The 13,226-nt window shown below is 71.2% G+C and carries 10 protein-coding genes; 4 read left to right on the top strand and 6 right to left on the bottom strand.

Features of this window, described 5'->3' with window-relative positions; all coding sequences use genetic code 11:
• Nucleotides 1-9 precede the first annotated feature (9 nt).
• Nucleotides 10-1,380 (top strand): NarK/NasA family nitrate transporter, encoded by a 1,371-nt coding sequence (locus tag IF655_RS22915; protein WP_199586962.1) that lies wholly within the window; start codon nucleotides 10-12, stop codon nucleotides 1,378-1,380.
• Nucleotides 1,381-1,396: 16 nt separating this feature from the next.
• On the opposite strand, the gene IF655_RS22910 is transcribed toward IF655_RS22915, so the two are convergent.
• From IF655_RS22910 to IF655_RS22885, 6 genes are all read right to left on the bottom strand, one after another.
• A complete protein-coding gene (locus IF655_RS22910) occupies nucleotides 1,397-2,770 on the bottom strand; it encodes a Fic family protein (RefSeq protein ID WP_199586961.1) in 1,374 nt (457 codons plus the stop codon).
• 69 nt (nucleotides 2,771-2,839) lie between these two features.
• Nucleotides 2,840-5,047, bottom strand: a complete 2,208-nt coding sequence (locus tag IF655_RS22905; protein ID WP_199586960.1) for a DUF262 domain-containing protein — start codon at nucleotides 5,045-5,047, stop codon at nucleotides 2,840-2,842.
• Between the two features lie 405 nt (nucleotides 5,048-5,452).
• Entirely contained in the window at nucleotides 5,453-7,525 is a 2,073-nt protein-coding gene (locus tag IF655_RS22900; RefSeq protein ID WP_199586959.1) for a glycoside hydrolase domain-containing protein, read from the bottom strand.
• A 72-nt stretch (nucleotides 7,526-7,597) separates the two neighbouring features.
• Nucleotides 7,598-8,638, bottom strand: a complete 1,041-nt coding sequence (locus IF655_RS22895; protein WP_199586958.1) for a DUF6528 family protein — start codon at nucleotides 8,636-8,638, stop codon at nucleotides 7,598-7,600.
• Between the two features lie 11 nt (nucleotides 8,639-8,649).
• Nucleotides 8,650-8,844 (bottom strand): hypothetical protein, encoded by a 195-nt coding sequence (locus IF655_RS22890; protein WP_199586957.1) that lies wholly within the window; start codon nucleotides 8,842-8,844, stop codon nucleotides 8,650-8,652.
• A 108-nt stretch (nucleotides 8,845-8,952) separates the two neighbouring features.
• Complete coding sequence (locus IF655_RS22885; RefSeq protein ID WP_242488876.1) at nucleotides 8,953-9,261, bottom strand: hypothetical protein; 309 nt, start codon at nucleotides 9,259-9,261, stop codon at nucleotides 8,953-8,955.
• 213 nt (nucleotides 9,262-9,474) lie between these two features.
• On the opposite strand from IF655_RS22885, the gene IF655_RS22880 reads away from it, so the two are divergent.
• From IF655_RS22880 to IF655_RS22870, 3 genes are all read left to right on the top strand, one after another.
• Complete coding sequence (locus IF655_RS22880; protein ID WP_199586955.1) at nucleotides 9,475-10,458, top strand: helix-turn-helix transcriptional regulator; 984 nt, start codon at nucleotides 9,475-9,477, stop codon at nucleotides 10,456-10,458.
• Nucleotides 10,459-10,847: 389 nt separating this feature from the next.
• On the top strand, nucleotides 10,848-11,696 hold the full coding sequence (locus tag IF655_RS22875; protein WP_199586954.1) for a hypothetical protein: 849 nt from the start codon (nucleotides 10,848-10,850) through the stop codon (nucleotides 11,694-11,696).
• Nucleotides 11,697-11,739: 43 nt separating this feature from the next.
• Nucleotides 11,740-13,128, top strand: coding sequence for a hypothetical protein (locus IF655_RS22870; protein ID WP_199586953.1), 1,389 nt, complete (start codon nucleotides 11,740-11,742; stop codon nucleotides 13,126-13,128).
• Nucleotides 13,129-13,226: the final 98 nt, after the last annotated feature.

Raw genomic sequence — 13,226 nt, 5'->3', positions numbered from 1 at the left:
CAGTTGACGATGTCCACGACCAGCACCCACCCCGCCGACCCGCCCGGCATCCGCGAAGACGACGCACCCCAGCCGAGCGCTCTTCCCCGTCTGCTCCCCGGTCCCCGCCGTGAACTCACCGACTGGCGCCCCGAGGACCCCGCCTTCTGGGCGGCGGGCGGCGCCCGAACCGCCCGCCGCAACCTGCTGTGGTCCGTCATCGCGGAACACGTCGGCTTCTCCGTCTGGAGCCTGTGGTCGGTCCTCGTCCTCTTCCTCGGTCCCGAGTACGGCATCGACCCGGCCGGCAAGTTCCTGCTGACCGCGCTGCCCACCGCGCTCGGCGCGTTCCTGCGCATCCCGTACGCCCGCGCCGTCGCCGTCTTCGGCGGTCGCACCTGGACCGTCGTCAGCGCGCTGCTCCTGCTGATCCCCGCCGTGACGACGGCCCTCGTGCTGGAGCCCGGCACTTCGTACGGCACGCTGCTGCTCACCGCCTGCCTCGCCGGGGTCGGCGGCGGCAACTTCGCCTCCTCCATGGCGAACGTCAACGCGTTGTACCCGCAGCACCTCAAGGGCTGGGCCCTCGGCGTCAACGCGGGCGGCGGCAACCTGGGCGTTCCGGCGGTGCAGCTCGCCGGGCTCGCCGTCCTCGCCACCGCGGGCGCGGGCCACCCCCGGGTGCTGGTGCTGCTCTACGTGCCGCTCATCGTCGCCGCCGCGGTGTGCGCCGCCCTGCGGATGGACGACCTGCGGCTGCCCCGCTCCCCCGGTCAGCTCCGCGAGCTGCTCACCTGGCGGCACACCTGGCTCGTGTCCCTGCTGTACATCGGCACGTTCGGCTCGTTCATCGGCTTCTCGTTCGCCTTCGGGCAGGTGCTCCAGGTGCAGTTCGCGGAGAGGTTCGCGACGCCGGTGAGCGCCGCGTACCTGACCTTCCTCGGCCCGCTGCTCGGCTCCCTGGTGCGACCGGTGGGCGGACGGCTCGCCGACCGCTTCGGCGGGGCGCGGGTGACGCTGGTGACCTTCGCCGCGATGGCGGGCGGCGCCCTGCTGGCGCTGGTCGCCTCCCGCGCGCACTCGCTGCCGCTGTTCGTGACGGCGTTCACCGTCCTGTTCGTCCTCAGCGGTCTGGGCAACGGCTCGACGTACAAGATGATCCCTGCCCTGTGCCACGCCGCCGCACCGCCCGGTCAGGACTCGGACGCCCGCGCGTCGGCCCTCATCGGCTTCGCGGGCGCGGTCGGTGCCTTCGGCGGTGTGCTGGTGAACATCGCCTTTCGCCAGTCGTTCCTGTCCGTCGGCAACGGCGACGCGGCGTACGTCGCCTTCCTCGCGGCGTACGGCGTCTGCGCGGCGGTCACCTGGACGGCGTACGTCCGCCCGCGCCGGTCCGCGTGATGCTCGCGCCCACCCGCTAGGCGTCCGGAGCGGCGGTGTTGCGCCTGGTCTCCGCGAGGTGCGTGTCGAGGTACCGGGCGAGGACCAGCGCGCTCTCGGGGTCGTCGGCCCGGAAGCTGACGCGGCGCAGGAGACCGACCTCGTCGAGTGCGACGCCCTCGCGGGCGAGGACGAACACGAGGGTGAGGAAGGCGGATCGGGCGTTGCCGTCGTCGAAGGGGTGGAAGAAGCAGATGTCGAGGTACGCGCGTGCGGCCCGGGCGGTGAGGGGAAGAGGGTGCGTCGTGTCCGGCGCGCTCTCGGCCAGGCAGGTGTCGAGACGGGCACGGGTGTCCGGGCCGAAGCCGTACCGCTCCCGGCCGTTCTTGGCGAAGGCGGGGAGGTCGCGGAACTGCGGCAACTCCGGTGTGCTCAGGATGTGTTGCTGCCAGCGCTGGATCAGTTCGAAGTCGAGCGAGGCGCCGCGTGCCGCGTCGGCGCGCAGCAGTTCCAGGGCGGCGAGCAGTCCCTGCGCGCGGGTGGCGTCGACGGCCGTGTCGAAGCGGCGGATGTCCTCCGCCGCGCCGTCGCGCGCCGGGGTCACCGGTCCGTCCCCGCCCCTGTCGGGAGCCTCGTGCCACGGCACGGTCCGGCGTACGGCGAGCCACCGCTCCAGGTGGTCCGGGACGGGTCCGGTGGCGGACCGTACGGCGTCGTCCGGCCGCAGCGACAGCGCGAGCCGCTCTGCGACGTCCTCCACCAGTTCCGTGTCGGGACCGGTCCAGCTCATGAACCGGCCGCCGATGGCCTCCTCGACCATCTCCTCCGCGCGCTCGGGCGCGACTCCCCAGCGGCCGAGGAACCAGCCGAGCACCTGATGACAGTGCCCGTGCCAACCGCTGCCACAGCCCGTGCGGTCGGTCACCAGCACGATCAGGTTGTGCGCGACCCGCTCCCACAGGATCCGCTGCTCGTCGACATCCGCCAGGTCCAGCGGGTACGCCTCGAACCACCCGGCGAGACTCTCCAGCCACTCCCGCCACTCGCACAACGCCGCGACGACCCGGTCGAGCGTCTCCTCCGGCGTCGTGATCGAATCCCGGGGGCAGCACCAGCTCCCCACCGGTCCCCCGTCGAAGTCCCCTTCGTCGTGCCCCCACCGCCACCCCACGGTCCACCGCCCGTAGCGCTCGGCGAGAGCGTGCGACATCGCGTCGGCCCACGGCGCCCCCTTCTCCCAGGTCCAGTCGCTCATCGCGGGGTCCGCGAAGCGGACGTCGGGGCGGATCGGCACCCGCCGCGCGATACCCAGCGACCGCACCGTCCGCTCCGCCGCCCCGGCGTCGAACGGGTGGCGGGCAGGGTCCACGTCGGCCCAGGTCAGATGACAGGGGGAGAGGTCGAAAATCACCGGGTAAGGCTGTCATGATCGTACGGGTGTTCTTCAAGTGGATTTCGCCGGGCGGCGTTTGTTCCCGGGCTACAGAAGCCCGGCGTCCACCGCACGGTCTCGTACGGTTCTCAGGCTGATCCGCGCGCCTGTCTCGTCCTCGACATGCCATTCGTTCATGCCCTGGCAGGTCTTGGTGCCCCGCGCGACGGCTCCGGCTTCGTCGACGCGGCCGTAGGGGGTTCCGCCCGTCGCGGCGAGGATGATGCCTCCGTCCTCGTCGATGGTGGCCCAGTGCTCCGTGGAGCGGTAGGCGAGAACGATGCGGGTTCCGGCTTTCAGGACCTGAGCCTGGATCATCTGGGCGACCTGGGTGCGGCGCCCTCGCGCGGCCGTTCTGCGCTGCGGTTCGCGTACCGGAGCGGCGGTCGGCGCCGTGCCGTTCGGAGCGGGTGGTGTGGGGACGGGCAGACCGAGTCGCCCGGGTTCCCAGATGTGTTCGAACAGCCGCAGGTAGAGGTCCTGGCGTGTCCGGATCACCGCGGTCATGGTGTCCCGGGCGCCGAACGGCCGCAGGAGCTTGTCGAGTTGGTGCGTCTTGATGAACTCGCGCAGCACCGGGTTCCGGCGGTCGTACCCGTCGGCCATGATGCCCAGCAGGACATTGCCGCGGGCGTAGTGGGCGATCTTCTCGGTGAGGGGAAGGTCGTTGAGGCTGGAGTTCTCGCGCCCCATCAGCAGGCCGAGTCCGCCGAGTTGATTGCGCAGGCTGCGGAAGACGACCTTGTCGGGTATCTCCTGGCGCACCCGGTGGTGATGGTTGGCCCACAGGTGCTCGATGTGGAACTTCTCCCGGTCGAGGTAGTCGAGCACGTCGTACGGCCGTCGGCAGGCGTCTTCGACATAGGCGGTGGCCCGGGCCAGCAGGTAGCGGATCTGGTGGGCGTTGTTGCCCCGCAGCCCCAGGGTGACCGCGTCGCGTATCGCTCCCCCGTCGTCCGCGACGAGTCCGGCCAGTGCGGAGGCGACGTCGCTCACCGTGCGGCATCTCCGCAGGAGAGGGACGAGTTCGGAGTGGACCAGGGAGTCGGTGTCGGCGGACTGGACGGGAAGGTCCTGCAGGATGCGCAGGGCGTACCACCGGTCGATGTACGCGGCGACAAGACGGCACTTGTCCTTGGCGTCGGTGGGCTGGTCGTCGGGGTCGATGGCCGCGAGGACGGCGACGGACTGGGCGCCGAGTCCGTTGCGTTCGTTGTAGAACACCGTCTCCAGACGGTCGCCCTCCCTCTTCAGCGTGCGTGTGGCGGCGAGGAAGGGGCGGTACAGGCGGGCCGAGTTCAGAAGGTGCTGGACGAACTCCAGGAAGCGGTCGGGACGGCCGGTGATCAGACCGAGGTGCGCGGCGTTGTGGCGTACCCACACGTTGAGGTTGGTGGTGATCTGGCGGCGGTCGTCGGCGTCGCCCTCGCGTGCGCAGCGGGCGAGGAGGTACGCCTTGATGAAGCGGGAGGCCGCCTGGGGGTCGTCGCGGTCGGTGGAGAGTTCCCGCAGCATCTCCTGCCACTGGGCGTTGAGCTGTTCCTCGCCCGCGCCGACGTTGGACAGCAGGTGGCTCTTGAGCAGGTCGACGGCGGTGAGGCGAGCGCCTCGGTCGTTCATCGTCTCGAACATGCGGTAGCCGTGGTCGGGACCGGCGGCGCGGATGCCGACCAGGACCACCCGCTTCAGCAACCACTCGGTGAAGTGGTGGAGTTCCTCGGCGTCGAGTTCCTCCACGAGCTGGGATTCCATCTGCTGGCTGCGTGCCCACAGGTTGCGGCGGGAGAGGGAATCCCCCGTCCCCGTCTCGTACTTACGACCCTCGCTGATGGCGCGCAGGACGGGGTCGTGGTCGGTGATGCCGACGCAGAAGTGCTTTCCGTCCGTCGTGATCACCCGGTTGAGCTGGTCGACCGTCTGCGGGTCCCCGGCCTCCTGGGCCCAGAGCCTCAACTGGAGGAACAGCATGTGCAGGGTGACGAACCGCTGTTGGCCGTCGACGAGGTAGCGGCGGTTCCTCGACGGCTCGTGATAGACGAACGGGCCGAGGAAGTACTGCGGCGCGGTGTGCGGGCGGCGCCGGTACAGGGAGTCGCCCGACCAGTTCCGGAACGACTCGCACAAGTCCCGCAGCAGGGTGCGGACTTCTTCCTCGCCCCAGGTGTAGTCACGCTGGTAGTAGTCGATCTCGTACGTCACGTCACGGAACAGCTCGTTCAGGTTGAAGCCCTGAGACCTGATCTCGTCCGCCCCCATGCACCCACCCCTCACCTGCCGTGCCCTGTCCCGACGTCATGCTGCCAACGGGATGTCATGCCGTACAGACGGCGCGGGGGCTGGATTGGCGGCGTTCGCCCTTCTCAGGAGACCGGCACACCATGGCGGACACCTGGGAGGCGGGTTGCCAATGCAGGCTGTGTGTCGGGGCGTTGGGATCTCCTGGACGTCCTCCAGGTACACGCCGCGGGTGGCCGGCAGCCGCTCCAGCTTGTCGAAGCGGAGGTGACGGTCGAAGCGGCCGTATCCCTCATGAATCACGCTGTTGAGCTTGCGGCTGGCCCAGGAAGGGAGTTCTCGAGCGTAGGTGACCGCGCGGCAGGGCCCGTCGCGTACGTGCCCGGACGCGGAGGGGCGTCCAGGCACGTACCGGCGGACCGGTGATCAGACGAGCGTGTGGAGGTGCACCGTGCCGTCCGGCAGCCCGGTCGACTGGACCGCGAAGATGTCGCTGTTGGCGTCGATCTTCGTCGCCGCTGCCTGCCAGGCGCCGGCGGCGCTGTAGGCGCGGTCCCACACGCCCGACCCCGGGACCACCGCGTCGACGGTCATACGGCCGTCGGGCAGCGCGGCGACGCTCACCGCGGTGATGTCGCCGTTGGTGTCGAGGTGGGAGGAGCTCTGCCAGGTGCCCGCGGCGGTGCGGACCCGGTCCCAGATCCCGGAGCCGGGCACCACGCCCTCGATGTGCTGGGTGCCGTTGGGCAGCGCGGCCGTGGCCAGGGCGGTGATGTCGCCGTTGCTGTCGATCTGTGCGGCGGCGGTCTGCCAGGTGCCGGAGGCGCCGCGCACCCGCTCCCAGATGCCCGAGCCGGGCACGAGAGCCTCCAGGTGCAGGGTGCCGTCGGTCAGGCCCGCGGCGGCGATCCGGGTGATGGACGTGTTGTCGTCGATCTTCGCGGCCGCCGTCCAGGTGCCGTCGGTGGTGCGGGTGCGGTCCCACACGCCGGAGTTCTTCACGACCACGTCGACGTGGAGCGTGCCGTCCTTCAGCGCGGCGGCGGTCACGGCGGTGATGTTGTCGTTGTCGTCCATCTTGACGGCGCTCGTCGCCCAGTCGCCGGAGGCGCTGCGCACCCGCTCCCAGACGCCGGAGCCCGGCACCACCGTGAAGGTGTGCAGGGTGCCGTCGGGCAGCGCCGTCGAGGCGACGGCGGTGATGGCGTCGTTGTCGTCGACCTCGTTCGCGCTGCCCGCCCAGGTGCCCGAGGAGCCGCGGGTGCGGTCCCAGACGGTGCCGTGCGGGACGGTGGACCCCGCCGGGGCGACGTCGAGGTAGTCGGAGTCGATGTTGATCGAGACGCCGCCGTAGGTCTCGGTGTGGCCGCCGCTGTACTGGTGGACGCGCTGGTGGTTCGCCCAGAGCGAGGACGGCACGGCGGGGTCGGCGGTGTCGGCGTTGCCGTTCCACAGGGCGTCGTAGATGACGTCGGGCATCTGGTAGCCGCTGCCGTAGTGGTCGGCCAGGTCGGATATGCCGGAGGTGGAACTGCTGTACACGGCGGACTTGTAGCCCTGGGCGTGGAGTTCCTTGGTCCAGGCGGAGAGGAAGCTCAGCACGCTGGAGGAGGTGGAGGGGCTGTATGCCTCCATGTCGTAGTAGAGGACCGAGTTCGCCGGGAAGCCGAGCGAGCCGGCCTGGGTGACGGCGTCTTCGGCGGCGCTCGTGCCCTGGGAGGTGGGTGAGCTGATGCCGCTCGCCTGGACGCCGACGTAGATGGGGAGGAAGTGCCAACCGGCGGACGCCTGTTGGGAGACCCACGAGGCGGTGAGGTTGGGCTGGCTGCAGCCTCGGTATGCCCCGCCGATGTAGATGCCGACGGCGCCGTAGGGGGACGCGCTGTTCCAGGTGCTCATGGTGCTCGCCGAGGGCGCGGCGCAGGCGTCGAAGCCCTTGCCGGTGTAGCGGGTGGTGGCGCTGGAGACCGCCGCCGCGGTGAGCGCGGCGGGCGCGAGCCGACCCGTGGGTGCCGTTCGGCGGGTGGGGGTAGGCGCCTCGGGCGTGAGGTCCGCGTCCGTGGCGATGTCCTCGATGAGCTGGGGGTCGCTCTTGTAGGTGCCGGTGAGCTGGATCCGGTCGTCGGACGCGGCCAGTTGGTGGGCTGTCTTGTCCGTGCGCGCCTGCCCGGCGCCCCGGGACCCGGTCGGCTGGACGAGCAGCGCCTCGGTCCGGCCGACGACGTGGGCGGGGCAGTTCTGGTCCGCCGAGGGGGTGCCGTAGTAGAGGGTGTGCTGGTCGAAGCGCACGCAGGCGTGCGGGTCGCGGTCGAGGTCGACCGTGTGCCAGCCGTCCGGCACGGTGAAGTGGTGGCCGCGGTAAGTGACGGAGTGAGCCCGGGACTTCGCCGGTTCGGCCGCGTGGGCGGCGGGGAGGGCGACGCCGGTGAGCACGGCCGCGGTGGCGGTGACCGTGAGGGATCTGCGTACCGCTGTGCGCAGGGCTGCGGGGACGAGCACGGAACTCTCCTCAATCCAAGACATGCGTGCACATGACAAACAAGAGGGCTGGGGGAACGGCGGTTCAGCGGACTACGGCTGCCACCAGCGGGCTTTGTAGACGCCACCGTCGGCGAGCGCGTACGGGGCGGCCGCGCCGGAGGCGTCACGGACGTAGCGGGTCAGCCAGTTGGGGCTCAGGTCGCCGTCCGGCTTGGTGAAGAGGACGGTGCCGCCGTAGTTGCTCACGGCCTTCACACCGCCCCACGGACCGCGGCCGCAGGCGGTGCCGCCGTACGGCGTGAAGGTGCGGGCCGACTTGGAGTACTGGTACAGCGCCGACCCGGTGGACACCCACAGCAGGTCGGAGGAGCCCGTGACGGCGCCCACGTCATGGCCGTCGGACGTGGGAAGGTCCACGGAGGCGGAGGTCTTCTCGGTGAGGACGGGCTGTGCGGGGGTTCCGGCGAGGGTGTACGCGGCGAGCTTGCTGCCGCCCACCGCCCACAGCACGTTCGCGCCGGAGTCCCAGTGCACGCCGTGCGCCGTGGTGAGCGGGGTGGTGAAGTAGTCGGTCGCGGTGGGTCCTTGGGACGCTGCGTAGACGCGGACGGCGTTACCGCTGCTGCACGCGACGGCCACATTGCCGTCCGGGAGCAGCTCGATGCTGTGCGGGTTGAGGTCGTCACCCGGTCCGGAACCGGCGACCAGACCGGCCCAACGCCGTTTGCCGGTCGGGTACTCCACCACGGCCGCGAATCCGTACGAGGCGGTGACGAGCACGAGCGTGGATCCGCCCGAGGTGCGCGCCTTGACCTCGCTGACGTAGGTGAAGCTGGAGGTCGGCTGAAGGTCCGCGTACCGGGAGTCGCCGTCCGGGGTGAAGGACCACTGCACCACCGACGGATCGTTCGCGGGGTCCCACGTGGTCTTCGCCGAGTCGAGCAGCAGCACCTTGCGCGCCTTCTGGTCGCCGACGAGAACCGGGGGTGCGGTGGCGGCGCGGGCCTTGCCGCCGAGCGGCAGTGCAAGCCCGAGGGCGGCGCCCATGCCGCCGAGCAGGAGCGAACGCCGGGAGGGCAGCCGGAAGAAGGGGGCGGAGGACGGCGTGGAGGGTGACGTGGAGGAGGTCATCTGTGCGCCCCTCACTGCCAGATCATGTCGCGGGGGTTCACCGCGGTACCGACCGGGTGCTCGACCGTGGCGGTGGCCGAGTGTCCCTTGGCGGCGACGGCGGTGGAGGCGACGGACGACGTGTCGGCGGTGTGGACGCCGACGAGGGCGGCGAGTCCGAGGGCGAGGGTCGCGACCGCGGCGGCGACGGGACGGAACGCGGGCATGGCGAACTTCCTTCCGGATGGGGAGCGTTGAGGGAGAGCGAGCCCTACGAGGTCCGTAAGGCGGCCGCCTCGGACACGTCCCGCGGTGACGCGTCCTGCGGCCTGGGACTACTGTCCGCCCTGGTCAGAGCCTTCGGAAGGGGCGTCGCCGGGCCAGAAGAGGCTGTGGCCCGAAGGGGCCAGCAGGGGCACTTCGGCGCGCAGCAGCGACCACCCGGCGAACTCGGGTGCCGTGGCCAGCGCGCGCAGGCACAGGGCGGCCGCCGTCCGCTCGGCCTCGCGCAGCGACAGGACGCGCAGCCACAACCCGGCCACCGGGCAGGGCTCGGCGCCTGGGTGAAGGCTGACGTGCTCCAGGCAGTCCTCCGGGCGGGCGGCGGCACGCAGCAGACCCGGAGCCATGGGCGACAGGGGCATGCCTCTCTCGGGCGGGCACAGTCGGGCGTGAACGAGATACATACCGGTCAACACTCACGACAAGGCGCTGGCGGAAGCAACGTGCCGAGCCTGGACGGTTGTACCGGAGGCCGGAAAAGGCCACACCGCGCCGTGGATATATCACGGTCGACCGTGCCATGCGATGATCCCGTGAAGATCATTCAATGCCCATTGCCGACCGTGGGGGGACGCATGTTGACCGCATTGGGGCTCGATCCGGTCGCAGAAGCGGTCTACCGGGCCATGCTCGCCCAGCGCGCCGATGGGGTCGCCGAGTTGGCGGCGCGCCTGGAGCTGGCCGCGGACGACGTACGCCGGGCGCTCGACCGGCTCAGCGAACTCTCCCTGGTCCGCCACTCGCACGAGACGCCCGACGCCCTGCACGCCGTCAGCCCCGAAGTCGGTCTGGAGCTGCTGCTCGCCCGCCAGCAGGCCGAGGTCGCCGCCCAGCAGCAGCGCGTGGCGACCTCGCGGGCGGCAGCCGCCCAGTTGATCGCCGAGCACGCCGCACTGCGCCCCTTCGCCGCCCCCGGCGTGGAGCAGCTCACCGGCATCGACGAGATCCGCGACCGGCTGACGCGGCTCACCCGTCAAGTGGTCGGGGAGGTCATGACGCTCGCCCCGGACGGCGAGCACACACCCCAGTCCATCGCGGCGGCCCGGCCGCTCAACAGCTCGCTGCTGGAGCGCGGCGTGCGGTTGCGCACCGTCTACCTCGAAAGCGTGCGCAACAGTCCCCACACCCAGGAGTACCTCGAATGGCTGAGCGGGCGCGGCGGTGAGATCCGTACCACGGCGACCCTGCCCACACGGCTGATCATCATCGACCGCAAGCACGCGGTCATCCCGCTCAGCAGCGACGACTCGGCGGCGGGCGCGATGGTGCTCAGCGGCCAGGGCACCCTGACCGCGCTGTGCGCGCTGTTCGACAGGATCTGGCAGTCCGCCAAGCCCCTCGGTGAGAACGGCCGGCGCGGCCCGGAGGGGCTGACGGACACCGAGGAGGCGGCACTCAAGCTGCTGGCCGACGGCCACACGGACGAGGCGATCGCCAAACGCCTCGGTGTCTCGCACCGCACCGCCCGCCGGATCGCGACCGGTCTCATGCAACGCCTGGACGCGCGCAGCCGTTTCGAGGCGGGGGTGCGCGCGGCACAGCGCGGCTGGCTCGGCTGAGCCGGGGCCGACCCGCCGCGACCTTCTCCCGTCTTCCGCTCGGGTTCGTACCGCCCCTCCCCCGTGTGCCCTCGTGACGGGCCGGTTCCCCTGGGACCGCACCTCTCCCCTGCGCAGCTTCTCCCCCGCGCCCGCTCTCCGTCACATCCGGATCGCGCCCGGTCCCGGTCCGCCCCGTTCGCGGCCGGAACCGTCCCGGGACGTATCTGTCCAGGTCAAACCCCTGTCGCTGACGCACACATGACGGCCAGTCTCTTCTCGGCGCTCCCGGCGAAGACTGAAGCCGCGGACCGCTCCGTCGACCGGCACCGCCCCCGTGGCACGCCGGTGACGCGTGCCCGTCGCAGGTTCTCCTGCCGGGCTCCCGCCGCCCGCGAAGGAGATCCGTCATGCTCAGCCGCGCCCGAGGCCGTCTCCGTGTCGTCGCCCTTGCCGCAGTGCCGCTCGCCGCGGCGGCGGCCGTGGGTGCCGTCCGATACGCCTCCGACCCCGATCCTTCCGCCGCGACGGTGCCCGTCGCCACGGCGGCTCCGGTCGCCGCGGAGTCGACGGGACCAGAGGACTGGACGGCCGCCACCACGCCCGGCGGTCCGCCCACCGCCCCGTCCCGCAGTGCGTCCGCCTCCCGCTCCCCGTCCCACTCCCCCTCCGCGTCACGATCCCCGTCCGGGCCCACGACCAGGACCACGCGCACCGTGCACGCGCTGCCCGCGGCGAAGCTGCCCGACGCGCATCGCTCCGCCTGGAAGGCGGTGGGTCCGCCCCGGACCCGGCAGACGACCCACGACGTGGGCGTCAGCGAGTGCGGCTGGGTGCACGGGGCCGTCGGCTGGCGGCAGCAGGGCTACGCCGGGAAGGCGAACAACCCTGCCATCCAGGACACGTTCACCTTCACCTCCGCCTCGGGCGCCGACGCCGCCTACCGCAAGCTGCTCACCGCTTTCGACGGCTGCCCGCACGACTTGCGCGCCTTCCAGGCAGAGCACGGCGCGCCGCAGGACGCGGTGGTCACGAAGACCGCGTCCACGACCGGCGGCACCGCCTACTCGCGCTCCTGGACCGCCGTGGCCGGTATCTCCATGCCCGGTCCGCAGACCAACCACTACTACGTCGTCAGGCGCGGGACCGTCCTGACGGTCGTGCAGTACACCGAGCCGGGCGTCCTCGCCACGGCAGACCCGCACCACCAGGACTCCGGCGACCGGGCGGAACTGTCCACCATCGCCGAGCACATGTAACCGCGATTCCACCCCTGTTTCCTTCACCGAAGGCGAGTTCACCATGCCCAAGTCCCGAAACTCCCGGCTGCGCGCCCTGGCCGTCCTCGTGGCCGTCATGGCCACCACGACCTTCGCGTCCGGCCTGCCCGCCCACGCCGAGTCCAGCGTCGACGGCCCGATCACCAGAAGCGAGGTGCTCAACCGGGCGCAGAGCTGGGTGGACGCCCATGTGCCGTACAACCAGAGCGGCTATCGCGGTATCTACCGTGAGGACTGCTCCGGCTACGTCTCGATGGCCTGGCACCTGTCGTCCGCCCTGGTGACGCAGACCCTGCCGAGCGTCTCCACCAAGGAGAGCTACTCCAGCCTCAAGCCCGGCGACATCATGGACTACACCGCCGACCACACCTTCCTCTTCGCCGGGTGGACCAACAAGACGAACGGCGACTTCACGTACTACGCGGAGAGCAACCCCAACGACCCCACCCACGGCCCGACCCACGCCAACATCAACTGGTCGAGCATCGAGGGCTGGCCCACCAGCAACTACGACGCGTACCGGTACCAGAACATCGTCGACGACCCGGTCACCCCGACCGGCACCGTCTGGGACCGCACCCGCAGCGCCTCGGGCGGCTGGGACGCGCACGCCACCGAGATCGACGACAACAGCGCCGTCACCGCGGTGGCGTCGGCCACGCTGCCGGACGGCACCGTGCACGTGCTGACCATCGTCCCGGGCTCGGGTGTGTGGGACCGCGTCCGCAGCGCCTCCGGCGCCTGGGCGGGTGCCGCCACCAAGATCGACTCCAACGGCGGCATCACCGCGGTCTCGGCCGCGGCGCTGCCCGACGGCACCCTGCACGTGCAGACCCTCGTACCGGGCGCCGGTGTCTGGGACCGCACGCGGAGCGCGTCCGGGAGCTGGTCGTCCAGCACCCAGATCGACTCCAACGGCAACATCACCGCGCTGGCCGCCTCCGGTCTGAAGGACGGCACCCTGCACGTCCAGTCGCTCGTGCCGAACTCCGGGATCTGGGACCGCACCCGCAGCACCTCCGGCACCTGGAGTTCCTCCACCAAGATCGACGACAACGGCGACATCTCCGCCCTCGCCTCGACGGCGCTCCCGGACGGCTCGCTGCACGTCGACGCGGTGGTGCCGGGCTCCGGAGTCTGGGACCGCACGCGCAGCTCCGCCGGAACGTGGGCCGGTGCGGCCACGCAGATCGACGCCAACGGTGACGTCGCCTCCGTGTCGGCGTCCGCCCTCCCGGACGGCTCCCTGCACGTCGACGCGGTCGTGCCGGGCTCCGGGGTCTGGGACCGTACCCGCAGCTCGTCCGGCGCGTGGTCGTACGCCACGAACATCGACAGCAACGGTGACATCTTCGACACCTACACGGCCGGACTGCCCGACGGCTCGATGCACGTGGGCACCATCGCCTAGCCGTTCCACGGACGGGCGGGATCCGTTCCACCCCGGCAGGACCTCGTGATCGCGACGGACGCACGGCACCGAGTCACCTCAAGTGCCGTGCGTCCGTC

The sequence above is a fragment of the Streptomyces sp. DSM 110735 genome, from assembly GCF_016482685.1.
GTDB lineage: Bacteria > Actinomycetota > Actinomycetes > Streptomycetales > Streptomycetaceae > Streptomyces.
This window is presented reverse-complemented; position numbering and strand designations above follow the sequence as displayed.

Excerpts from the sequence above, each read along its gene's own strand:
- IF655_RS22915 (WP_199586962.1), top strand. The coding sequence starts at position 10 with ATGTCCACGACCAGCACCCACCCCGCCGACCCGCCCGGCATCCGCGAA.
- IF655_RS22905 (WP_199586960.1), bottom strand. The coding sequence starts at position 5,047 with ATGGGGGCGGACGAGATCAGGTCTCAGGGCTTCAACCTGAACGAGCTG.
- IF655_RS22895 (WP_199586958.1), bottom strand. The coding sequence starts at position 8,638 with ATGACCTCCTCCACGTCACCCTCCACGCCGTCCTCCGCCCCCTTCTTC.
- IF655_RS22890 (WP_199586957.1), bottom strand. The coding sequence starts at position 8,844 with ATGCCCGCGTTCCGTCCCGTCGCCGCCGCGGTCGCGACCCTCGCCCTC.
- IF655_RS22885 (WP_242488876.1), bottom strand. The coding sequence starts at position 9,261 with ATGCCCCTGTCGCCCATGGCTCCGGGTCTGCTGCGTGCCGCCGCCCGC.
- IF655_RS22880 (WP_199586955.1), top strand. The coding sequence starts at position 9,475 with ATGTTGACCGCATTGGGGCTCGATCCGGTCGCAGAAGCGGTCTACCGG.
- IF655_RS22875 (WP_199586954.1), top strand. The coding sequence starts at position 10,848 with ATGCTCAGCCGCGCCCGAGGCCGTCTCCGTGTCGTCGCCCTTGCCGCA.
- IF655_RS22870 (WP_199586953.1), top strand. The coding sequence starts at position 11,740 with ATGCCCAAGTCCCGAAACTCCCGGCTGCGCGCCCTGGCCGTCCTCGTG.